General features: G+C 71.7%; 16 protein-coding genes and 1 pseudogene. 7 read left to right on the plus strand and 10 right to left on the minus strand.

Going from position 1 to position 22,016, the window contains the following annotated elements; translation table 11 throughout:
* Positions 1-59 precede the first annotated feature (59 nt).
* The 3 genes from AB0O07_RS17020 to AB0O07_RS17030 all read right to left on the minus strand — a co-directional run bounded on the left by AB0O07_RS17020 (position 60) and on the right by AB0O07_RS17030 (position 4,828).
* A complete protein-coding gene (locus tag AB0O07_RS17020; protein ID WP_365633413.1) occupies positions 60-1,667 on the minus strand; it encodes a carboxyl transferase domain-containing protein in 1,608 nt (535 codons plus the stop codon).
* Entirely contained in the window at positions 1,664-3,754 is a 2,091-nt protein-coding gene (locus AB0O07_RS17025) for an acyclic terpene utilization AtuA family protein (RefSeq protein ID WP_365634234.1), read from the minus strand. The genes AB0O07_RS17020 and AB0O07_RS17025 overlap by 4 nt, the downstream gene beginning before the upstream one ends.
* 126 nt (positions 3,755-3,880) lie before the next feature.
* Positions 3,881-4,828, minus strand: coding sequence for an EamA family transporter (locus AB0O07_RS17030; protein WP_365634237.1), 948 nt, complete (start codon positions 4,826-4,828; stop codon positions 3,881-3,883).
* 636 nt (positions 4,829-5,464) lie between these two features.
* Here AB0O07_RS17030 and AB0O07_RS17035 point away from each other — a divergent pair.
* Positions 5,465-7,183 carry a sulfatase gene (locus tag AB0O07_RS17035; protein ID WP_365633416.1) on the plus strand — a complete coding sequence of 573 codons (1,719 nt, stop codon included), beginning with the start codon at positions 5,465-5,467 and terminating at the stop codon, positions 7,181-7,183.
* Between the two features lie 100 nt (positions 7,184-7,283).
* Here AB0O07_RS17035 and AB0O07_RS17040 read toward each other — a convergent pair whose 3' ends face one another.
* The 3 genes from AB0O07_RS17040 to AB0O07_RS17050 all read right to left on the minus strand — a co-directional run bounded on the left by AB0O07_RS17040 (position 7,284) and on the right by AB0O07_RS17050 (position 14,493).
* Positions 7,284-9,392 (minus strand): ATP-dependent DNA helicase, encoded by a 2,109-nt coding sequence (locus tag AB0O07_RS17040; protein ID WP_365633419.1) that lies wholly within the window; start codon positions 9,390-9,392, stop codon positions 7,284-7,286.
* 240 nt (positions 9,393-9,632) lie between these two features.
* On the minus strand, positions 9,633-13,340 hold the full coding sequence (locus AB0O07_RS17045) for an FG-GAP-like repeat-containing protein (RefSeq protein WP_365633422.1): 3,708 nt from the start codon (positions 13,338-13,340) through the stop codon (positions 9,633-9,635).
* A gap of 247 nt (positions 13,341-13,587) precedes the next feature.
* Entirely contained in the window at positions 13,588-14,493 is a 906-nt protein-coding gene (locus AB0O07_RS17050; RefSeq protein WP_365633425.1) for an NADP-dependent oxidoreductase, read from the minus strand.
* 140 nt (positions 14,494-14,633) lie between these two features.
* On the opposite strand from AB0O07_RS17050, the gene AB0O07_RS17055 reads away from it, so the two are divergent.
* A complete protein-coding gene (locus tag AB0O07_RS17055; RefSeq protein WP_365633428.1) occupies positions 14,634-15,002 on the plus strand; it encodes a MerR family transcriptional regulator in 369 nt (122 codons plus the stop codon).
* A 99-nt stretch (positions 15,003-15,101) separates the two neighbouring features.
* Here the strand turns inward: AB0O07_RS17055 and AB0O07_RS17060 are convergent, their stop codons facing one another.
* Positions 15,102-16,118, minus strand: a complete 1,017-nt coding sequence (locus AB0O07_RS17060; RefSeq protein ID WP_365633431.1) for an NAD-dependent epimerase/dehydratase family protein — start codon at positions 16,116-16,118, stop codon at positions 15,102-15,104.
* 354 nt (positions 16,119-16,472) lie between these two features.
* A complete protein-coding gene (locus tag AB0O07_RS17065) occupies positions 16,473-16,985 on the minus strand; it encodes an ATP-binding protein (RefSeq protein WP_365633434.1) in 513 nt (170 codons plus the stop codon).
* A gap of 273 nt (positions 16,986-17,258) precedes the next feature.
* Here AB0O07_RS17065 and AB0O07_RS17070 point away from each other — a divergent pair, with 273 nt between their 5' ends.
* From AB0O07_RS17070 to AB0O07_RS17090, 5 genes and pseudogenes are all read left to right on the plus strand, one after another.
* The gene (locus AB0O07_RS17070; RefSeq protein WP_365633437.1) at positions 17,259-18,113 is read left to right on the plus strand and encodes a helix-turn-helix transcriptional regulator; all 855 of its coding nucleotides are present in this window, start codon (positions 17,259-17,261) and stop codon (positions 18,111-18,113) included.
* 11 nt (positions 18,114-18,124) lie between these two features.
* Positions 18,125-18,322 (plus strand): DUF397 domain-containing protein, encoded by a 198-nt coding sequence (locus AB0O07_RS17075; protein WP_365633440.1) that lies wholly within the window; start codon positions 18,125-18,127, stop codon positions 18,320-18,322.
* 127 nt (positions 18,323-18,449) lie between these two features.
* Positions 18,450-18,680, plus strand: a complete 231-nt coding sequence (locus AB0O07_RS17080) for a hypothetical protein (RefSeq protein ID WP_365634316.1) — start codon at positions 18,450-18,452, stop codon at positions 18,678-18,680.
* Between the two features lie 5 nt (positions 18,681-18,685).
* Positions 18,686-18,805: pseudogene (locus tag AB0O07_RS17085) on the plus strand (VapC toxin family PIN domain ribonuclease); the annotation flags it as partial.
* Positions 18,806-18,934: 129 nt separating this feature from the next.
* Entirely contained in the window at positions 18,935-19,981 is a 1,047-nt protein-coding gene (locus AB0O07_RS17090) for a WD40 repeat domain-containing protein (RefSeq protein ID WP_365633443.1), read from the plus strand.
* On the opposite strand, the gene AB0O07_RS17095 is transcribed toward AB0O07_RS17090, so the two are convergent.
* Entirely contained in the window at positions 19,978-20,592 is a 615-nt protein-coding gene (locus tag AB0O07_RS17095; protein WP_365634240.1) for a GNAT family N-acetyltransferase, read from the minus strand. The genes AB0O07_RS17090 and AB0O07_RS17095 overlap by 4 nt on opposite strands.
* Positions 20,593-20,885: 293 nt before the next feature.
* Positions 20,886-22,004 (minus strand): phosphoserine transaminase, encoded by a 1,119-nt coding sequence (serC, locus tag AB0O07_RS17100; RefSeq protein WP_365633446.1) that lies wholly within the window; start codon positions 22,002-22,004, stop codon positions 20,886-20,888.
* Positions 22,005-22,016 lie beyond the last annotated feature (12 nt).

The raw sequence follows: 22,016 nt of genomic DNA on the forward strand, positions 1-22,016 counted from the left end.
CAGTTCCTCCCTCTTGTCATTCCCCCTGTTTCCTTCCGCTTCCCTCGCACGGCTCCCCGTCACATCCGGAAGACGCCGAAGCCGCCGTGTACGCCCTCAACTGGCGCGCCGTGCACGGCGGAGAGGCAGATCCCGAGGACGGTACGGGTGTCGCGCGGGTCGATGACCCCGTCGTCGTACAGCCGCCCGGAGAGGAACGCGGGCAGCGACTCGGACTCGATCTGCCGCTCCACCACCGCGCGCAGCGCCGCGTCGCCCTCCTCGTCGTACGGCTGCCCCTTCGCCTCGGCCGAGGCGCGCGCGACGATCGACAGGACGCCCGCGAGCTGCTGCGGGCCCATGACGGCGGACTTGGCGCTGGGCCAGGCGAAGAGGAAGCGGGGGTCGTAGGCGCGCCCGCACATGCCGTAGTGCCCCGCGCCGTACGACGCGCCCATCAGGACGGAGAGGTGCGGGACCCGGGAGTTGGCGACCGCGTTGATCATCATCGCGCCGTGCTTGATGATGCCGCCCTGCTCGTACTCCGCGCCGACCATGTAGCCGGTGGTGTTGTGGAGGAAGAGGAGCGGGATGTCGCGCTGGTTGGCGAGTTGGATGAAGTGCGCGGCCTTCTGCGACTCTTCGGAGAAGAGCACACCGCGCGCGTTGGCGAGGATCCCGACCGGGTAGCCGAAGATCCGGGCCCAGCCGGTCGCCAGGCTCGGTCCGTACAGCGGCTTGAAGGCGTCGAAGTCGGAGCCGTCCACGATCCGGGCGACAACTTCGTGCGGGTCGAAGGGGATCCGGAGATCGCCGGGGACGATCCCGAGGAGTTCCTCGGCGTCGTACGCGGGCGGCCGGATCTCGTCGTACGGCCCTGGACCGGGGTGTGCCTTGCGCCAGTTGAGGCGGGCGACGATACGGCGGGCCTGCCGGAGGGCGTCGGGTTCGTCGCGCGCGAGGTGGTCGGCGAGTCCGGAGGTACGGGCGTGCATCGCGGCGCCGCCCAGCGACTCTTCGTCGCTCTCCTCCCCGGTGGCCATCTTCACCAGCGGCGGCCCGCCCAGGAAGACTTTGGAGCGCTCCTCGATCATGACGGTGTGGTCGGACATCCCGGGGATGTAGGCGCCGCCCGCCGTGGAGTTGCCGAACACGACGGCGATGGTGGGTATTCCGGCGGCGGAGAGCCGGGTGAGGTCGCGGAAGAGGGCGCCGCCGGGGATGAAGATCTCCTTCTGGGAGGGGAGATCGGCGCCGCCGGACTCGACCAGGCTGATCAGCGGGAGGCGGTTGGCGTAGGCGATCTGGTGGGCGCGGAGCGCCTTGCGCAGGGTCCACGGGTTGGACGAACCCCCGCGTACGGTCGGGTCGTTGGCGGTGATCACGCACTCGACGCCCGCGACCACCCCGATCCCGGTGACCATCGAGGCGCCCACGGGGTGGTCGCTGCCCCAGGCGGCGAGCGGGGAGAGTTCGAGGAACGGGGTGTCGGGGTCGAGCAGCAGCTCGACCCGCTCCCGGACGAGGAGTTTCCCGCGGGCGCGGTGGCGGGCGGTGTACTTCGGGCCGCCGCCGGCGAGGGCCTTGGCGTGCTCGGCGTCGAGGGCGTCGAGCTTGGCGAGCATGGCGGACCGGTGGCCGGCGTACTCGGCGGAGGCGGTGTCGAGGGCGGAGCTCAGAACGGTCACCGGGGCGGCTCCGGAGGGCGGGGGACGGGAGTGGGGGTCGGGGCGGGTGCCTCTTGCTCGTACGGGGCGGGGGCGGGGGCGGGTGCCTCCTGCTCGTACCGGGCGGGCGCGGAGGCGGGGGCGTCTGGCCCGTACGGGGCGGGTGTGGGGGCGGAGGTGTCCGGCCCGTACGGGGTGTCCGTGAGGAGGGTGACCGGGATGTCGAGGTGGCGGGCGCGCAGCCACTCGCCCAGCGCCTTGGCCTGCGGGTCGAACCGGGCGTGCGCGGCCACCCCGGCGCCGAGCAGCCCCGCCACGGTGAAGTTGACGGCGCGGAGGCGCGGCAGGAGGTGGCGTTCGACGGCCAAGTCGGCTGTCTCGGGTAGGAGTTGGCGGAAGCGTTCGACGGTGAGCGTATGCGCGAGCCACCGCCACGCGGCCTCGCTCTCCACCCAGAGCCCGACATTGGCGTCCCCGCCCTTGTCTCCGCTGCGGGCGCCCGCGACGGCCCCGAGGGGCGCGCGGCGGGTGGGGAGCCCGGCGGGGAGCGGCGCGGGCAGGGCGGGTTCGGCGGGGAGGGGGGCGGCGGGGTGCGGGGTTCCGGGCGCGGACTCTCCCCGTACCGCACGTACCGTATGGGCGGTACGTACCGTACTGGCCGTATGGTGCGTACGGGCCGTACGGCTCGGGTCGGCCGGGATACGTAACCGCGTGCCGTCCGGCAACACCGCCACCTGCGTGACCTCCCCCGCGTCGATGTACGCCGCCTCGAAGACCCCGTAGGGGGCACCCCTGCCGGGTGGGGCCGTGACATGGAAACCCGGGTAACTGGCGAGCGCCAGCTCCACCGCGGCCCCGGTGACCGCCCGGCCCACCGCCTCCGGGTCGCTGTCCCGCACGACCAGCCGGAGCAGCGCGCTGGCCGTCTCCTCCGTGGCGGCATCGGGGTGGTCCGTACGGGAGAGCTCCCAGCGCACCTCGGCCGGGCGGGCGCCCCGGGCCGCGTCGAGCGCGTCCTCGACCTGGGCGCGGACCAGGCCCGCCTTGGCCCCGATGTCGAGGCCGGTGAGGACGAAGACGACCTCGTTGCGCCAGCCGCCGATACGGGTGAGCCCGACCTTGAGCGCCGGGGGCGGCGGTTCGCCCCGTACCCCGCTGATACGCACCCGGTCGGGGCCGTCCTGCTGGAGCCGTACGGTGTCGAGGCGGGCCGTCACATCGGGGCCGAGGTAGCGGATTCCCTGGGTCTCGTAGAGGAGTTGGGCGGTGACGGTGCCGATGTCCACGACGCCGCCGGTGGAGTCGTGCTTGGTGATGACGGCCGAGCCGTCGGCGTGGAGTTCGGCGAGCGGGAAGCCGGGGCGGCGCAGGGCGCGCGGGTCGTGCCGGGTGAAGAAGGAGTAGTTGCCGCCGGTCGCCTGCGCCCCGCACTCCAGCACATGCCCGGCGACGACGGCCCCGGCGAGCGCGTCGAGCGTGCCGCGTGCGTCGAGGGTGCCGCGTGCGTCGAGGGTGCCGCGTGCGTCGAGCGTGCCGCGCGGGCCGCGCGCGCCCGGCAGGTCCCACCCGAAGTGGGCGACGGCGGGCCCCGTGACCAGGGCGGCGTCCGTGACGCGCCCCGTGATGACGACATCCGCGCCGGCCCGCAGACAGGCGGTGATCCCGGCGCCGCCGAGGTACGCGTTGGCGGTGAGCACGTCCCCGCCCCACGTGTGTCCCGGCCGCTTCTCCCCCCGCTGCCCGAGGAGGTCATCGCCCTCGACATGGGCGACCCGGGCCCGTACCCCCACCCGGTCCGCCAACTCCCGTACGGCGTCGGCGAGTCCGGCCGGGTTCAGCCCGCCCGCGTTGGTGACGAGGCGGACCCCGCGCTCCCGGGCCAGGCCGAGCCCGTCCTCCAACTGGCGCAGGAAGGTGGTGGCGTACCCCCTGCGCGGGTCCTTTTGGCGGTCGCGGCCGAGGATGAGCAGGGTCAGTTCGGCGAGAAAGTCCCCGGTGAGGACGTCGAGGGGGCCGCCGGTGAGCATCTCGCGCAGCGCGTCGAAGCGGTCGCCGTAGAAGCCGGAGGCGTTCCCGATGCGCAGGACGGGGACGACGGCGTCGGACACGGCGGCGTCGGGCACGGCGGCGTCGGGCACGGCGGCGCTCCCCTCGGTCCACGGCGGCGTGCGTCGCACCGGAGCATCGCAGCGCCCGCGAGAACAATCAAGCGTGCGTACGCCGCGAACTTACTCTCAAGTACGTTCCCTCTTCCCGGCGTTCTTCGCGGTCGTCTTCCCAGCCTTCTTCCCGGCCGTCTTCGCCACCTGGGTCCGCACGGCCCCCATGCTCGCCACGATGACCAGGGCGATCGCCAGCGCGTCGAGCGCGGAGAGTTCCTGGCCGAGGATGAGGAAGCCGGAGGTGGCCGCGATGCCCGGTTCCAGGCTCATCAGCACGGCGAAGGTGGGCGCGGGCAGCCGCCGCAGCGCGAGGAGTTCGAGGGTGTACGGGAGGACGGACGACATCAGCGCCACCACCAGGCCGAGCCCCAGCGTGGTCGGCGCCAGCAGCTTCGGCCCGGACTCCGCGATGCCGAGCGGCAGGATGAGGAGCGCGGCGGCGGCCATCGCCAGGGCGAGGCCGTCCGCCTGCGGGAAGCGGCGGCCGGTGTGCGCGCTGAAGAGGATGTACGTGGCCCACATGGCGCCGGCGCCGAGCGCGTACGCGACCCCTACGGGATCGAGCCGGTCGAAGCCGCCGCCGCTGAGCAGCACGACCCCGCCGAGCGCGAGCACCGCCCAGACGACATTGACCAGGCGCCGGGAGACGATCACGGAGAGCGCGAGCGGGCCGAGCACCTCCAGGGTGACGGCGACGCCGAGCGGGATCCGTTCGAGGGCCTGGTAGAAGAGGCCGTTCATGGCGGCGAGGGTGGCGCCGAAGGCGAGGACGGTCCCCCAGTCGGCCCGCGAGTAGCCGCGCAGCTTCGGGCGGCAGACGGCGAGCATGACGAGGGCGGCGAGTCCGAGCCGTAGCGTGACGATGCCGACGGCACCGGTGCGGGGCATCAGCAGCACCGCGACGGCCGCCCCGAACTGCACGGATATCCCGCCCGCGATGACGAGCGCGACGGGCCCGAGCAGCCGTTTCGGGGAGCCGGGCGCCGCTCCGACGACGCCGGGGGCGGCGGCCTCGGGCACCGTGACGGCACCGGGCGCGGCGGCCTCCGGGGCCTCCACCGCGCCGGTACGCGACTCCTCCACCACAGCGACTCCTCCGACCCTCTGGCTAGTCCATTACGTTGCACGCCCACGTCAATATACTCGACTCAGGGAGTAGGTGGACATTGAACCGAAACCGCCGCCGGTCCGTACGTACCGCTGTACCGCCGCACCGCCGTAACAGCAGCCGTACCAGCAGCCCTACCAGCACGGGTCACGCACGGAAGGACCTTCAGGTTGTCGCAGGAACCGGAACAGAAGCGGGAGCCGGACACCAAGCCGGAAGCCGGACCGGACACCACACCGGAAGTCCGACCGGACGCCGATCGGGATGCCCGGCCGGACACCGAACGGGATGCCCGGCCGGACACCGAACGGGATGCCCGACCGGACGCAGATCCGGAAGCCGATCCGCAAGCCGGACCGGACGCCGATCCGGAGACGTCCCCCGAGGCAGCCCCTAAGGCGACCCCAGAAGGGGCTCCGGAAGGGGCCCCCGCCCCCGGAGACGCACCGGCCGCCCCCCTAGGGGCCGGTGCGTCTCCGGAGGCCGCCCCCCTGGGCATACGTGCCCGTTACCCCGTTCTCGCCCGGTCCGCCTCCGTCGCGCTCACCGTGCTCGCGGCCGTCTTCGTCTACCTCGCCCTCGTCCTCCCCAACGAGACCGAGCTGCTCACCCCCAGCTCCTTCGTCCACCTTCCGGTCGAGGGCATCATCGGCACCGCCGTCCTGCTCCTCCTGCCCTCCCGCGCGAGCCGGATCGCGGCGGCGGTGATGGGGCTGACCCTGGGCCTGCTCACCCTCCTCACCTTCCTCGACCTGGGCTTCTCCTCGGTCCTGGACCGGCCCTTCGACCTCCTCCTCGACTGGATCCTCTTCGGCAACGCCGAGTCGTTCCTCCGGGACACCCTCGGCCAGGCCGGCGGGGTCCTCGCCGTGATCGGGGTCGCGGTCCTCGCGGTCGCCGTGGTCGTGCTGATGACGCTCGCGGTCGTACGGCTGAACGCGCTCATGAACCGCCACAACGGCGTCACCACCCGCACCGCCCTCCTCTTCAGCACCGTCTGGGTCACCTGCATGGCCCTCGGCCTCGAAATCGCGGGCACACCGGTCGCCTCCCGGACCACCACCGACCTCGTACAGAACCACGCGGACCTGGTCAGCGCGGGCCTGCGGGACGGCAAGGAGTTCCAGAAGGCGGCGGCGAACGACCGGTTCCGCAACGTCCCGAACGACCAACTGCTGGCGGGGCTGCGCGGCAAGGACGTCATCTTCACGTTCATCGAGAGCTACGGCCGCAGCGCCATCGAGGACCCGGAGATGGGGCCCCCGGTCACCGAGGTGCTGAACGAGGGCACGGAACGCCTGAAGGCGGCCGGCTTCGAGGCGCGCAGCGGCTTCCTCACCTCGCCGGTGTCGGGCGCGGGGAGCTGGCTGGCGCACACGACGTTCATGTCGGGCATGTGGGTCAACAACCAGCAGCGCTACCGCACCGTCACCACCAGCGACCGCCTCACCCTCACCAGCGCCTTCGGCCGCACCGGCGACTGGCGGACGGTGGGCATCATGCCGGGCGTCACCCGCTCCTGGCCGGAGGGGAAGTTCTTCGGCCTGGACAACATCTACGACTCGCGGAACATCGGCTACCAGGGCCCGAAGTTCAGTTGGTCGCCCGTACCCGACCAGTACAGCCTGGACGCGTACGAGCGGCTGGAGCACGGCAAGAAGGACCGCGAGCCGCTGATGACGGAGATGGTCCTCGCCTCCAGCCACAACCCGTGGTCGCCGCTGCCGACGATGGTCGGCTGGGACGAGATCGGGGACGGCTCGATCTACCACGGCATCAAGAAGAAGGGCACCGACCCGACGGAGACCCTGAAGGACCCGGCGAAGCTGCGCGTCGCGTACCGCACGTCGATCGAGTACTCGCTGACCAGCCTCATCGAGTGGCTGGAGCGGTACGGCGACGACAACACGGTCCTGGTCTTCCTCGGCGACCACCAGCCCAACAGCCGGGTCACGGGCCCGGGTGCCGACTGGGACGTCCCGGTCTCGATCGTGGCCCGCGACCCCGCGGTGATGGAGCGCATCTCCGGCTGGAACTGGCACGAGGGCCTGAAGCCGGAGCCGGACGCCCCGGTCTGGCGGATGGACACGTTCCGGAACCACTTCCTCCAGGCGTACGACGGCGAGGCACCGGCGGGGACCAAGCCGGGCACGGAGCCGGAAGCGAAGCCGGACACGAAGCCCGACACGAAGCCGGACACGAAGCCGGACACGGAGCCGGACACGGAGCCGGACACGGCGCAGGCCAAGGGCAGGGCAGCGGAGTGAGAAGCAGGGAGTAACGAGCAGGGAGCAGAAGGAGCAGGGAGCAAGGAGACCGGGCCCCGGGGCCCGGGGCTGCGGGCCCCGGGCCCCGGGGCCGTGATGTTCACCCGGGGTGGACGGCGACCAGGCAGAGCCTCTTGGTGGCACGGGTGAGGGCGACATACAGGTCGCGTTCGCCGCCGGGCCGGGCCCCGGCGATCTCCTGGGGCGCGACGACGACGCACGCGTCGAACTCCAGACCACGGACCTCGGACACCGGCACGAGCCGCGCCCACCGCGCCAGACCGGCCGACGCCATGCCGTCGAGCCGGGAGTCCGCGCAGACCACGGCGAGCAGGTCGCCCGGATGGGCCGCGGCCTCCGCCCGGAGCTCCTCCGCCACGACGGCGGCGAGTCTGTGCGGCCGCGCGGTACGGGTGCGGGGAGGCTCGCCCCGGCGGATGGCGCGGCTCGGCGCCCGGCCCGGGGCGATCCGCGCGAGCAGGTCGCGCGTCGTGGCCAGGATCTCCTGGGTCGTGCGGTAGCTGACGGTCAGGGTGTGCGGGGAGAACCGGGTCCCGAGATGCGGGCCCAGCACCTGGGACCAGTCGTCCGCCTCCGTCTTGGGGCCCGCCTGGGCGAAGTCGCCCACCAGCGTCATCGACCTGGCCGGGCACCGGCGCAGCACCATCCGCCACTCCATGGCGGTCAGCTCCTGGGCCTCGTCCACGACGACATGCCCGAACGTCCGCCCCGGCGGCCCGTCCACCAGGTTCGCCGCCTCGTCGAGCAGCGCCGCGTCGGCGTCGGTCCACGGGGCGTCGGCGGAGCGCAGCAGCCGGCCACGCTCGTCGTCGGTGAGCGACGGCAGATGGGCGGCCAGGGCGCGGGCGTCCGTCAGCAGGGCCCGTACGACCCGTTCGGGCGTCAGCCGTGGCCAGAGGGCATCCACCGCACCCTCGACATGGGCGTCGTCCCCGAGGTCCGCGCGCAGCGCGTCCGCGTCGAACATCTCGGCCGGGTCGGCGGCCGCCGCGCCGTCGAAGCCGAGCGCCCGCAGATCGGCATCGGCCGCGGCGTCGAGGTCGAAGCCCGTGCCCCCGGCGCTCCCTGCCATCTCGGCGCTCTCGGCGTCGATACGGGCGAGAGCCTCGGCGGTGTCACGCTCCAGCGCGCTGGTCACCGTGTCGATCAACCGTTCCTTGAAGACCTCGCGCGCACGGTTGCTCGCCAGGCCGCTCGCCACCGCGGCCGCTCGTGCCGTCGCGACATCCGCGCCCGTCAGTCGGACCCGCGCCGGCCCCACCCGTATCGCGGAGCGGGCCTCCGCGGGCGCCTGCCAGGAGCGCACCAGCCCCGCCAGTGCCCCGGCCATGGCGGAGCGGCCCTTGAGCCGTGCGATGGCGGAGGGGTCCACCGCGGTGTGCGCCGCTCCGGCCAGCTCCCCGTAGGTCGCCAGGGCCACATCGTTCTCCCCGAGCGAGGGGAGCACACGCGAGACATAGTCGAGGAACCGCGCGTTCGGGCCGAGCACGAGGACACCGCGCTCGGCGGCGCGCGGGAACGCGTACAGCACGTACGCCGCCCGGTGCAGCGCGACGACGGTCTTGCCCGTGCCGGGCCCGCCCTGCACCACCGTCACCCCCCGATGCGGGGAGCGGACGATCGCGTCCTGCTCGGCCTGGAGTGTCGCCACCGCCGCACGCATCCGCCCGGTGCGGCGCGCCTCCAGCGCCTCGGTCAGCGGGCCGTCGCCGACGATGTCGCCGGCCACGGGGGCGGACCCGTCGAGCAGTTCGTCGCTCACCGCCCGTACGGCACGGTGGTCCACGCGCAGATGACGGCGGCGGCGCAGCCCCATCGGGTGGACGGCCGTCGCCGTGTAGAAGGGGCGCGCCGCATCCGCCCGCCAGTCGACGAGCAGGGGCAGATCCCGGTCGTCCCGGTGCAGGCCGAGCCGTCCGATGTGCAGGACGGTGCCGTCCGCGCCGTCGGTCCGGCCGAAGACCAGCCCTTCCTCGGCCTCCGCGAACCGGCGGGCCTGCCGGGTCAGATGCTCGGCGGCGGCGTCCCGCGCGTACACCTCTCCGGCGCTCTCGGCCGGCGACCTCAGTACGTCGGCCAACTGGGCCCGCGTATCGGCCACTCGGTCGTCCAGCAGCCGGTACATCGCGGACACCTGGGCCTGCTCCGCCTCGACCTGTCCCGCGGCACCGTGGTTGAACTGCGGCAAAACCGTGCTCCCCTCGACTCGGCCCTCCACTATGCAGATGGATTTCCGTAAAAGTAAGGCTTGACTTACTTGTCCGCATCAGCCGCCGGGCGGGTACACGGCGAAGCGCCCGGCCGGAGGATCTCCCCCGGCCGGGCGCTTCCCCGGATCACCGGATCACCGGATCACACGGCCCTCAGCACTCACGCGCTCACGCGCTCGGGCACTCACAGACTCACGCGCTCGGGCAGTGCCGTGGGCTCATGGAGTGCCCTGGTTTCCGCCCCTGTTGAGCCAGGCGCGGGTGGCGCCGTTCTTCGGGTCGACGACGAGGTAGTCGTCCATGCCGTCACCGTCGAGATCGGCGAGGTGGACCTCCACCGGGAAGCCCATCGCGACCCCGTAGGCGACCTTCTTCTTCTCCGACCACTTGTTGTCGAACCCGCCCAGGTTCAGCCACCCGTACAGGGCGTTGTTGTCGGCGGGATCACGCAGCACATAATCGGCCCGCTGATCACAGTTCATCTGGGCGAACAGGGTCTTCTGCCCGGCCGGGATGGACTCCTTGTCCTTCGGCGAGGCGATCAGATACGGCGTCGACCACCCACCCCCACCCGGCGCGTTCGTCCCCAGATTCCGCCAGGCGTGTACGGAGTGGCCGGAGGTCACCACGAGGTAGTCGTCCTTGCCGTCCCCGTCGATGTCCGCGAACTGCACCTCGCCCTCGGCCGCCAGCGCGGGACCCTGCGCGATGACCCCGAGATTCGTCCAGGCGGTGATGCCCTTCTCGAACACCCCGTCGTTGCGCCAGCCGCGCACCCGGCCGTTGGTGTCGTCGACGACGAGATAATCATCCCGCCCGTCCCCGTTGATGTCGGCGAAGACGACCCGCTCGTTCTTCCCGGGCGACACCCCCTCGGCGACCCGCCCCACCTTGATCCACGCGTTCGTCCCCCGCGTGGCGACATCGTCGTTGCGCCAGGCCTCGACCTCTCCCTTCGGGCCGACCAGCACGTAATCGTCGTCGCCGTCACCGTCGAGGTCGGCGAAGTGCACCGTCCGCGCGTTGTTCGCCGCGTCCAGCTTGTGATCCCCGTACACGCCCCGCTTCTTGAACCCGTTCTCCTTGTCCGCACGCGTCGCCACGTCCGCGTTCTCCCACCAGGTCGCCGTCCCCGCCGACCCGACCACGAAGTAGTCCGCGTCCCCGTCCGCGTCCGCATCCGCGAACTGAACCGTCACCGACCCCTCCATACCGGTCCCCGCGGCGATCTTCCCGATCGACTTCCACCCCTTGCCCAGCTTCTTGGCAACCCCCTCGTTGAGCCACGCCTCCGCCGAGCCGTCACTGTGGACGACCAGGTAGTCGTCCGCGCCGTCCCCGTCCAGATCGGCCAGGCGCACCTTCGACCCCGGATTCCCGGTCCCCTCCGCGATCTCCCCCAGCTTCTTCCAGGCGCTCCTGCCCTCGGCGAAGACGTCCTGGTTCAGCCAGGCATCGGCCGCCCCGCTGTCGTGTACGACCACGTAATCGTCACGCCCGTCGCCGTCGATGTCCGCGAACCGCACCGTGGAACCGGAATTCCCCGTCCCCGCCGCGACGGTCCCCACCGACACCCAGCCCTTGCCCCCGTCAACCGCCACATTGTTGTTCCGCCACGCCTCGACGGACCCGTCGTCATGCACGACCAGGTAGTCGGCGCGCCCGTCCCCGTCGAGGTCGGCGAACCGCACCTCCGAGCCCGGATTCCCGGTGCCTTCGGCGACCTTCCCCCGGTTCTCCCAGCCACCGGCGGCGGTCCGCGTCCACAGATACACCGCACCCGTGTCCGTCACGACCGCGTAATCCACCCGGCCGTCACCGTCGAAGTCCGCCAGCTCCACCCGCCCGGTGATCCCGGCATTGGAGCTGTCACCGTTGATCGGACCCTGCGCGATCCGCCCCAGCTCCTTCCAACCGCCGCCCGTCGCCGGGCAGTCGTCGGGCCGGTGCTGGAGATCCGCGGGCTTGTCGATCAGCCCCATGTCCGCCACGATCGCGATGGCCCGGGCGAACTCGTCCGCCATGTAGGCGTACCCGGCGTCGTTCGGGTGCAGCCGGTCCGCGAGCATGTCGTCGGTCATCGGCCCCATCTCGGCGAGGACCAGGCTCTCCCCCTGGTCCTGCCGATCCCTCACCAGGGCCCGCACCTTCTCGTTGTACGCGTTGCGCCGCTCCTGCGCGGGCGGGTCGCCCTTGACCGGGACCAGCGTCGCCACCACGATCGCCACCCCGGGCGAGCCGTCCTGGAGCTGGTCGATCAGCTTGCCGAGCCGGGCCGGAGCGCCCGCGACATCCCGGTCCTTCTGGATGTCGTTCGTCCCGGCCATCAAGGTCACCACGTTCGGGCGCATGTCCTTGACATCCCGTGCCGCTCTCTCCGCGATCTCATCGATCAGATAGCCCCGGTATCCGTCGTGGAACGGCTCCGACATGTTCCCCGAGGAATTCGACCCGACGAAGTTGAGCCTGGTCCCGTCCTTCTCCAGTTCGCCCCAGAGCATCTTCCGGTAACCGTTTTCACCCGTCGATCCCACGCCGTACGTGATCGAGTCGCCCACCGCCATCAGACGGTAATCGGGCCGCGCCGGAGCATGGGGCGGTGTCGGCCTGGACGGGAATCCCTGGGAGGGGTCGAGGAAGGTCCAGTCGAACACCTCCGTCCGCATCTCCATCCCCAGGAAGGTGGCCCCGAATCCCCTCCGGTAGGGCCCGAGGCTCCATGTCTCCTTGGAATCGGGGTCGATGAGCGCACCCGGGCCGGAGAACGTCCAGTCCGTACGGCGGTCTCCCAGATCACACGGCCCGAAGGAGACCTTGGGACTCCGCCCTTCGAGCTCGTGCGACAAACACTGGTTGCCCATGTGCAGTTTGTACGTGTCGGGGCGCCATCCGAAACCGACCTCGATGTCGACCGATGCCGTAGGCGGCACGTCCTTCTCCGATTTGACCAGCGCCGGGCCGACCTCCATCCGGGTCAGCATGCGGAGACTGCCGATGTCATCCGTGACGTAGGCCCGGTAGGTGTAGCCGGGGACCGGGTTGCGGTCGCACTCGTCGTCGGCCGCCTTCCCGACCTCCGCCAGGGCCGCACCCGCCAGCGCCGCGCCCGACCTCGGAGCGCCACCCGCACCGCATCCGCCGGCGTTGGTGAACGTAATGCCCCAGTGGTCGGAATTGAGGCCGACCCGGGCGGCTTCGACCGTCCGGTTGTTGCGGTCGCTGAAGACGGCGTAGTCGAGCTCGTCCCCGCCGTACTGCGTCGGCTGATTCGTCCGGACGATCATGCGCTGAATGGAAGCGGGCATCCTGGACGGATTGCGGTTGAAGTCGCCCGCGATCCGCCATTCGTTCACCGGTGCGTGCGTCCGCATATAGTGGCGCACCGCGTCGACGATCTCCTCGGCATCGGCACCCCCGCTGTCATCGGTGCCCGAGAGGGCGTGGGTGGTGAAATACCAGATCTCCCCGATGAGTACGCCCAGAATCGGACGTGAATTGTGCTCACCGTTCACCCGGATCAGGGCAGCGTCCCGGACGGTCTCCTGAGTCACAAATGCCAGGCCGTTTCGCTGCTGACCGAAATGGGCCCAGTAGATACGTACGGGACCGACCCCTGACAGCGTGTACACATGCTCGCTCAGGTTGTCGTCGTCGAATCGGCGATCGGTCCACACCGCCCCCTCCGGCGGATTGGTACCGGCTTCCTGCAACGCCAGTACCTGCACCCCCTCCCGGCTGAACATCCTCGGGACGCCGGTATTCCACCGGGACTCGCGTCCGCCACCGGTGCCGTCGTTCGCCCCCTGCATGTTCCACGAGCCGAGCCTCGGCTCCTGGCCGTCGTCGGCGGCCATCGCCGGCGCGGCGCCGGGCACGACAGCGGTCAGCAGCGCCAGCAGAGCGCCCACCACCGTGAACAGCGCCACCAGGCGCCGGCCCCCACGCGAAGGGCCGGTGAGCGTTCCACCCACCGGCCCCCGACGCACCCTCCCCCGCCTCACCGGCCCCCGCACCATGTCACGCAACCCCATCACCCATGCTCCTCTGCCCTCGCGCATGCCTTCTCCGGCACGCTCGCGGGCGATTCTCACGGCCGCCGGCGGTGGTTCGCGTCGGCGAGAGTTACGTACGTACGTACGGACGGGAGCCGGGGGTCCGGGGGCCCGGGCTCCGTCAGACGCGGATCGCGATCTTCCCCCGCGTGTGTCCGCGCCCGGCGTACGCGTGTGCCTCCGCGATCCGTTCGATGGGGTACGTCCGCTCGACGCGCGGGGTGTAGCGGCCCTGCCGCCCGAGTTCGGCCGCCTCCGCCAACAGAGCAGAGTCGTTCTCCGCGTTGACCACACGCACCCCCAGTTCCGCCGCGCGGGCATGGTCGGCGACCGTCGACACGCGGGCCAGGTCGCCCACGATCGCGACGAGGTCGGCCAGCGAACCGGAGGCCGCGGTGTCCAGCGCGAGGTCGACGCCCCCCGGAGCGAGCGCGGCCAGGCGCTCCGCGAGGCCGGTGCCGTACGTGGTGGGAACGGCCCCCAGGGAGGCGACGAACGCGTGGTTGCGTTCACTCGCCGTCCCGATCACGGTGGCCCCCCGAGCCACCGCGATCTCGACCGCCGCGCTGCCCACTCCCCCGGCGGCCCCCTCCACCAGCAGGGTGCGCCCCCGCAGGGGCCCGAGCGCGTTCAGCCCGCCCATCGCGGTCACGGCGGCCAGGGCGGCGCCGCCCGCCTCCTCGTCCGTCCACTCGGCCGGCGCGTGCGCCCAGGCCGAGAGCACGGCCAGCTCCGCCGTCGCACCGGTGACACCGCCCAGCCCGAAGACCCGGTCGCCGGCGCTCACCCCCCGTACCCCCGCGCCGATCTCGTCGACGACGCCGACGGCGTCCCGGCCGGGAATCGCGGGCAGCTCCACGGAGATCATCCCGCGCAGCGCACCGGCCCGCGCCTTCCAGTCGATCGGATTGACGCTGGCCGCCGCCACGCGGATACGGATCTCCCCGGGCCCGGGACGCGGCTCCGGCACCTGCTCGACCACGAGGGTCTCCACGCCTCCGTACTCGTGAAACCGGACTGCGCGCATGACGTTCCGCCTCTCCACAGGGGATGTGTGGTCGGCGAGTGCCGACGCCCGCTACGCTAAAACCTGACGTTGACGTCAGATGCAAATCCGGAGACAAGTCCGAACATACCGGGCAGATGCGATCAGAAAAGGAAGAAACGATGCGTATCGGCGAGGTCGCGGACCAGGCGGGCGTGAGCGTCCGTGCGCTGCGCTACTACGAGGAACAGGACCTGCTCCGGTCGAGCCGCAGCCCCGGCGGCCAGCGCCAGTACCCCGGCACCGCCGTCAGCCGGGTCCGCTTCATCCAGCAGATGTACGCGGCGGGTCTCCCGAGCCGAGTGGTCCGCGAGATCCTGCCGTGCGTGGACGGGGGCAGCGCGGCCCCTTCGGGCCTCCTGGACCAACTCGTCACCGAACGCACCCGCATCGACCAGCAGATCACCGACCTGCTGGCCGTACGCGACCGCCTCGACCACGTCATCACCCTCACCCGAACCCCCAACTCCGACTGCTCCCACCTGCGCTGAAGCCGGACGGGGCGGGTGGGGTGGGCCGATGGGGTGCGGATGCCCCGCAAGGCGGACCACCCGCACCCCTCCCACCACCCACCGAAACAACCGGCCCCGTCAAGCCCCCGGCTCCTCCAGCGCCCCCAACTCCCCCAACTCCCCCAGCAACTCCCGTTCGCGCTCCGCGCTCAGGCCCGCGCCCCGTGCCCGGTCCAGGCCCTCGGCCCGCTCCCAGCGCAGCGTGTCCGCCAGCATCTCCGCCCGGGGGCGTGCCCGCAGCCCCGCCGCGCGGGCCGCCTCGCCGCTGCGGGCCAGCATGCCCCGCGACTCCGGTTCGGCCAGCCACAGGGGAAGGGAGTCCGGGCCCGCGAACTGGGCGACGCCCTGGGCCAGCAGCCATGCCGGGTCGGCCTTCACCACCGGGCCGGTGTGCCCGCCCGCTTCCCGGCTCAGGTCGACCCATTCCCCGAACGGTACGACCGGACCGACCGCGTCGTACGCCCCCGTGATCCCCGTCTCCGCCCCGTCCAGCACCCACGCCGCCAGGTCCCGTACGTCGATCACCTGCGTCGGCGCGGCCGGCGCATCCGGCACCAGCATCGGGCCCCGCCCGTCCCGTGCCGCCCTCGCCACCCAGTAACCCGTACGCCCCGTATGGTCCCCGGGGCCGCCGATGAGACCGGCCCGCGCGATCAGCAGACGGTCCCCCACCACCGCCTCCGACGCCTGCTCGCACGCCACCTTCGCCTCGGCGTACTCCTCCGCGCCGACCTCGCTCAGGCCGGTCGGGGGGAGCAGCGCGGCGGACTCGTCGGCGCCCGGATCCGCCTGGGACGCGTACGCGCTGACGGACGATACGTACGTCCAGTGCCGCGCCCTCCCGCCGAGCGCGTCGAGCGCCCCGCGCACGAAGCCGGGCTGCCAGGACACCTCCACCACCGCGTCCCACTCACCGCCGCCGAGCCCCTCGTACGCCGACGGCGAGCGCCGGTCCCCGGTCACCAGCCGCGCGCCCCGCGCGACGTCCCCGCTGTCGCCCCGCGCGAGGCACGTCACCCCGTGCCCGCGCTCCAGCGCCTGCCGCGCCAACTCCCGGCCCACCCAAGCCGTACCACCCAGAATCAGGATCTCCATGGCCCCAGCCAACCACCGGCAGCGGCCGATCGCCCAGGGCCATCAGGGCGATCGGCCACGGGACCAGCACTTATCAGCTATCGGCGGAACCCTGGGGTACGGAACCACCGTGCGCGGGATCCCGGGGTGCGACGGGGCCCCGGCGGCACGACGCCCCGCCCTCGCCCCAGCAGGCGGACCGGCAGACGCACTTCAGAGCACTCCCCTCCCCGGCCTCGGCCCCATCCCAAGTCCCACCCCCGGCCGATCGGCGGCGGCCCGGTGCCGGGGTGAACACCAGCCCTCCGGCCACCAGCACCAGACAGATGCCGGCCACCACGAAGTCCCACCCCCGGCCACCGGTCACGCCCTCCGTCACGCCCCCGCCCCCGCGTCAGCGTCCGCGTCCGCGCTCCTGGCCAGCGTGAACCAGACCGCCTTGTGCGTCGGCGCGCACCCCCCGTACAACGTCGCGCCCCACGCCACCGCCAGCCGCGTGACGAGCAACAGCCCCTGCCCCGCCTCCGGTTCGTGCCCGGACCCGGCCCCGGACCCGGCCCCGGGTGCGCCGGACGCGCCGGGCACCCCGGGTACCGGCAGCGCCCAGGGGTTGTCGTCGGACACGAAGACGGTGATCAGCTCGCGGCTGACGGTCGCCTGAACCCGGATCAGGTCCGTGCCGGTATGCCGGTGCACATTCGTGACGATCTCCGTCACGCACAACCGCGCGTCGTCCACCAGCGGAAGATGCCTGCTCACCGCCAGCAGCGACGCGACGAAGTCACGCGCGATCTTGGGCGCGCCCGCCGTGTTCGGCAGGAGCAGCCGGTAGCTCTCCCCGCCATGCGGCTGCGGCGGTGCGGGCGGAAGGGGAAGGGTGGTCACCATGGCCATGTCGTCCTCCAACGCGATGCGATACGAAACGAACGAGACGAACGGATGCGCTGCGTTGCTCGCCATGCGTGGCGGCGGCCGTACCGGCACAGGGTTATGGCGCGCGGGGCGGCCGCACTCCGGTCTGGTTGACGCGCGATGCGACGCCTGGACAACGGTAGGGGTAACTAGAGTTACCGGTCCACCTATGTACCTCGATCTGATGACCCTGAGTGGACCAGCTCGACGACCGCGCGGGAGACTGTTTCGGGAAACAAGGAAGGTGACATGCCGCCAAGGGACAACCCGAGCGTCCGACAGGTGCGCCTCGGTACAGAGTTGAAGAGGATGCGGCTACGAGCTGGAAAGACAGCCCGCGAAGCGGCCGGCCTCTTCTCCACGGATCAATCCAGGATCAGCAACATCGAGTGTGGCCGCCTCGGCATCAGCGAGGAGCGGGTCCGCAAGCTGGCGGTCTACTACGAGTGCGGTGACGCCGCCCTGATCGACGCCCTCTGCGCCATGACGAACGAGCGTCGCGGCCAGTACTGGTGGGACGAATACCGCGGCATCCTACCGCCCAGCTTCCTCGACGTCTCGGAGATGGAACACCACGCGGAATACCTGCGCTATCTACAGCCGGTGACGTTCCCCGGAATTCTCCAGATCGAGGAGTACACACAGGCGTTGTTCAGGTCCGCACTTCCCAGGCTGCCCGCCGACGAAGTGCGGGCGCGTACCGAGCACCGGCTGCGGAGGAGCGCCCTGCTCGACCAGGAGAACCCGCCGGACCTTGAGGCCATCGTGCACGAGGCCGCGCTGCGCATGCGGATCGGCGGCCGGAAGGCCACCCGCAAGCAGCTCGAATACCTCATAGAGATGTCGGAGCGGCCCGACATCATGATCCGCGTCATTCCTTTCGCCAGCGAGGACTTCACCCGCCTCACCCAGACCGCGCTCTACGCGGGCGGCGTCGTGCCCCAGCTCGACACGGTCCACCTCGACAACAGCTACGACGGCCGCTTCCTCGACACGCCTACAGATCTGGAGAACCACCGCACGGTGTTCGAAGTTGCCGAGCAGGCTTCTCTGGAGCCCGCCGAGTCGCGCAGCTTCATTCACCACATCGCACGTGAACTGTGAGAAGTCAAGTCATGAATTCAGGTATCAAGTGGCAGAAGTCGTCGTTCTCCGAGGTCGGAGCACAGTGCGTCCAGATCGCCCGCCGCGACGGCGCGATCCTTCTGCGCGAGAGTGACGACCCGAACGTGATAGCGGAGACCAGCCGAGCCAAGTTCGCGACGTTCATCTCAAGCGTTAAAACGGGCATGTTCGATCACCTCCCGGACTGAAAACCGCCCGCGCCGCGCCAGAAGCCCCGTGCGCGACCCCGCCGGGGCGCCCTCGACGCATACCCGAACCCCTCCTTGGCCCGGTACATACTTGCAAACTCCACCCGAGTGACGCTACGGTCACCGCATGTCGCCACCGCCCCCCACCGCGCGCCGAGGCGAAAGGCCCATCGCCATGAACCCCGTGGAACCTCCCCCCGTCACGGAAGCCCCGAGCGACGACGCCAACGGCGCCCCGGATCGGGGCAGTTCCGCGCGGCAGCGGCTGTCGCTGCTGATCGCCACGTTCGGCGTGAACGGCACCCTGGTCATGCCGAACGACACGGCCGCGCCCCCGGGCCACCCACCCGGCGCCTGACCGGCGTCGTCATGGCATCCGAGTACCACACCGACTCGATCCTGACCCTGGACCGCCGTCGCTTCCGGATGGTGCGCCCCCTCACCGGGCACACCGCGTTCCGGCTGTGGCCCGACGACAAATAGCCCGGCGGGCACGGGCGCCGCGGGGAGTGATGGCAGGCTGGGGGGATGCGTATCCCCCCGCGTGACGCCCGGCGCGTACCGTACGTACCGCCTGTACTGCGTGTACCGCGCGTACCGTACGTACCGCCCGTGCGGTACGTACCGCGTGCCCTCCTGGCCGCGTCCGTGGCGGCGGCTCTGGTGGTGCTCGGCGGGGGGCCGGTCGCGGTCGCGGAGGACGGGAAGCCGGACCAGAGTTTCACGATCAGGGACGCGCGGATCAAGGAGTCCAGCGGTCTGGCGGCCAGCCGGCGCCACCCCGGGGTGTACTGGACGCACAACGACAGCGGTTACGGGCCCCAGGTGTACGCCGTGGACTCCCGTACCGGCGAGACCGTCGCCACCATCACCATGGCCGGGATCGGGGAGGCCCGGGATGTCGAGGCCATTTCGATCGGGCCGGACGGGAACGTCTACGTCGGGGACATCGGGGACAACTTCGACGGGGCCTGGGACCACGTCTGGATCTACCGTTTCCCGGAGCCGAAGGAACTGAGGGACGCGACGGTCCGGGTCACGCAGTTCACCGTGGAGTACGCGGACGGGCCCCGCGACGCGGAGTCGCTGATGGTGCACCCCACGACGGGGCGGGTCTACATCGCGTCGAAGAACAAGGGGGGAGGGGGGCTGTACGAGGGGCCCGCGACGCTCAGCCCGTCGGGGACGAACGTCTTCCGCCGGATCGACGAGGTGCCCTGGGTGACGGACGGGGCGTTCTCGCCGGACGGCAAGGAGTTGACGCTGCGGTCGTACATCGGGGCGCGGTCGTACGTCTGGGAGAACGGCAAGCTGGGGGCGGTACGTTCCGTATCGGCGCCCTTTCAGCGGCAGGCCGAGTCGGTGACGTACACGCTCGACGGGACGGCCCTGATGTTCGGCTCGGAGGGGGAGCAGAGCCCCGTGATCCGGGTGGACCTGGACAAGAGGCCGGGCCAGGGCTCCGACTCCGGGGCAGGCTCCGGGGGCGACTCCGGGGCCGGGGGCGGCTCCGGGGGCGGCAAGGACGCCACCGCGGGCTCCGGCGGCGGCGATACGGGCGGGGCCGGGAGCCCGGGGAACCCAACCGTCGGGGCGATCGTCCTCGCGGCCGGCGCCCTGCTCTACCTGGGCTACCGGCGCGCCCGCAGGAAGAGTTAGCGCCCCTCCCGGGCCGGGCTCGGCGGCGTCGGGCTCGACTGTCCGGCGTCCGGCCGAACGGCGAGGTCCGCGGCCAGCGCCGCGTAGACGTACTCGCTGCCCCAGCGGTCCCCGTCGAGGTCGTTCTCGACCAGGTGCGCCTCCCGGCGCATCCCGAGGCGCTCACAGACCCGCACGGACCCGGTGTTCTCCACATCCAGCCGTGCGTAGAGCCGGTGCACGCCCAGCCGGTCGAAGGCGAACCCGGCCAGCACCCCGGCCGCCTCGGTCGCATAGCCGTGGCCCTGGTGACGTGGGTCGAGGGTCCAGCCGATCTCGGCCTGGGCCGCGCGGGCGTCGGCCAGGGTGAGCGTCACCTCGCCGAGGACGCCGGGTTCACCGCGGCGGCACACGGCAAGCGCCACCTTGTCCCCGTCGGCGCGCCAGACCGAGTGCGCCGCGCGCTCGGCGGCGACCTGCTCGCTGCGCTCCCGCGTGTGCGCCGGCCGGTACAGGTAGCGCGCCACGCTCGGCAGGCTCTGGTAGGCGTGGAGGTCGTCGGCGTCGCCGGGGGTGAACAGGCGCAGCGACAACCGGGGCGTGGTCATCGGCAGCAGGGGGGCGATGTCCATACGGACCTCCGGGACGCTCATCTGGATCACGATGCGGAGTGATTTTCGCACCACGACTCGACAGGCAGCCACGCCTTTTCCACAGCGGCGCCGGACAGCCCACTGGCAACGTCCGACAGCCCCCGGCAGCCCTTGACCGGCCTTGACGGCCCTTGACCGCCCCCGGCAGCCGTACCGGGCCGACGCGACGGGGCCTGTCAGGTCGGCAGCCGTACCGGGCCGACGCGACGGAGCCCGTCAGAGCCCCGTGAGGGGGGTCCGACGGGCCCCGTGGCCGACGCGACGGAAGGGCGTCAGAGGCGCTCGATGACGTAGTCGACGCACGCCGTCAGCGCCTCGACGTCCGCCGGGTCGATCGCCGGGAACATCGCCACGCGGAGCTGGTTGCGGCCGAGCTTGCGGTACGGCTCGGTGTCCACGATGCCGTTGGCGCGCAGCGCCTTGGCGACGGCGGCGGCGTCGATCTCGTCCGCGAAGTCGATCGTGCCGATGACCTGCGAGCGCTTCGCCGGGTCGACCACGAACGGGGTCGCGTACTTGGACGCCTCGGCCCAGCCGTACAGGTTCCGCGCGGAGGCGGCCGTACGGGCGGTCGTCCACTCCAGGCCGCCCTGGGAGTTCATCCAGTCCAACTGCTCGTTGAGGAGGAAGAGCGTGGCCAGTGCCGGAGTGTTGTACGTCTGGTTCTTCAGCGAGTTGTCGATCGCCGTCGGCAGCGAGAAGAACTCCGGGACATGGCGGCCCGAGCCGTGGATCCGGGCGGCGCGCTCCAGGGCGGCCGGGGAGAAGACCGCGATCCAGAGACCGCCGTCGGCGGCGAAGGACTTCTGCGGGGCGAAGTAGTAGACGTCCGTCTCCGCGATGTCCACCGGCAGACCGCCCGCGCCGGACGTCGCGTCGACCAGCACCAGCGCGCCCTCGTCGGCGCCCGCGACGCGCCGGACGGGGGCGGCGACCCCCGTGGAGGTCTCGTTGTGGGTGAAGGCGTACGCGTCCACGCCCTCCTCCGCGACCGGCTCCGGGTGCGAGCCCGGGTCGGCGGAGATCACCGTCGGGTCGGCGAGCCAGGGGGCGAGCTTGGCGGCCTTGGCGAACTTGGAGGAGAACTCGCCGAACGAGAGGTGCTGCGACTTGGTGTCGATCAGACCGTGCGTCGCGACGTCCCAGAAGGCGGTGGAGCCGCCGTTGCCCAGGATGACCTCGTACCCCTCGGGCAGCGAGAAGAGGCTGCTCACCCCGGCGCGTACGGAGCCGACCAGGTTCTTGACCGGCGCCTGGCGGTGGGAGGTGCCGAGGAGCGAGGTACCGGTGGCGGCCAGCGCGTCCACCGCCTCCGTCCGCACCTTGGAGGGGCCTGCGCCGAAACGGCCGTCGGCGGGCTTGATGTCAGCGGGAATCTGGATATCGGCCACGGCGCGAGCCTA

The organism is Streptomyces sp. NPDC093085 (genome assembly GCF_040683935.1).
GTDB lineage: Bacteria > Actinomycetota > Actinomycetes > Streptomycetales > Streptomycetaceae > Streptomyces.

Excerpts from the sequence above, each read along its gene's own strand:
- AB0O07_RS17050 (WP_365633425.1), bottom strand. The coding sequence starts at position 14,493 with ATGCGCGCAGTCCGGTTTCACGAGTACGGAGGCGTGGAGACCCTCGTG.
- AB0O07_RS17055 (WP_365633428.1), top strand. The coding sequence starts at position 14,634 with ATGCGTATCGGCGAGGTCGCGGACCAGGCGGGCGTGAGCGTCCGTGCG.
- AB0O07_RS17060 (WP_365633431.1), bottom strand. The coding sequence starts at position 16,118 with ATGGAGATCCTGATTCTGGGTGGTACGGCTTGGGTGGGCCGGGAGTTG.
- AB0O07_RS17065 (WP_365633434.1), bottom strand. The coding sequence starts at position 16,985 with ATGGTGACCACCCTTCCCCTTCCGCCCGCACCGCCGCAGCCGCATGGC.
- AB0O07_RS17070 (WP_365633437.1), top strand. The coding sequence starts at position 17,259 with ATGCCGCCAAGGGACAACCCGAGCGTCCGACAGGTGCGCCTCGGTACA.
- AB0O07_RS17075 (WP_365633440.1), top strand. The coding sequence starts at position 18,125 with ATGAATTCAGGTATCAAGTGGCAGAAGTCGTCGTTCTCCGAGGTCGGA.
- AB0O07_RS17080 (WP_365634316.1), top strand. The coding sequence starts at position 18,450 with ATGTCGCCACCGCCCCCCACCGCGCGCCGAGGCGAAAGGCCCATCGCC.
- AB0O07_RS17095 (WP_365634240.1), bottom strand. The coding sequence starts at position 20,592 with ATGGACATCGCCCCCCTGCTGCCGATGACCACGCCCCGGTTGTCGCTG.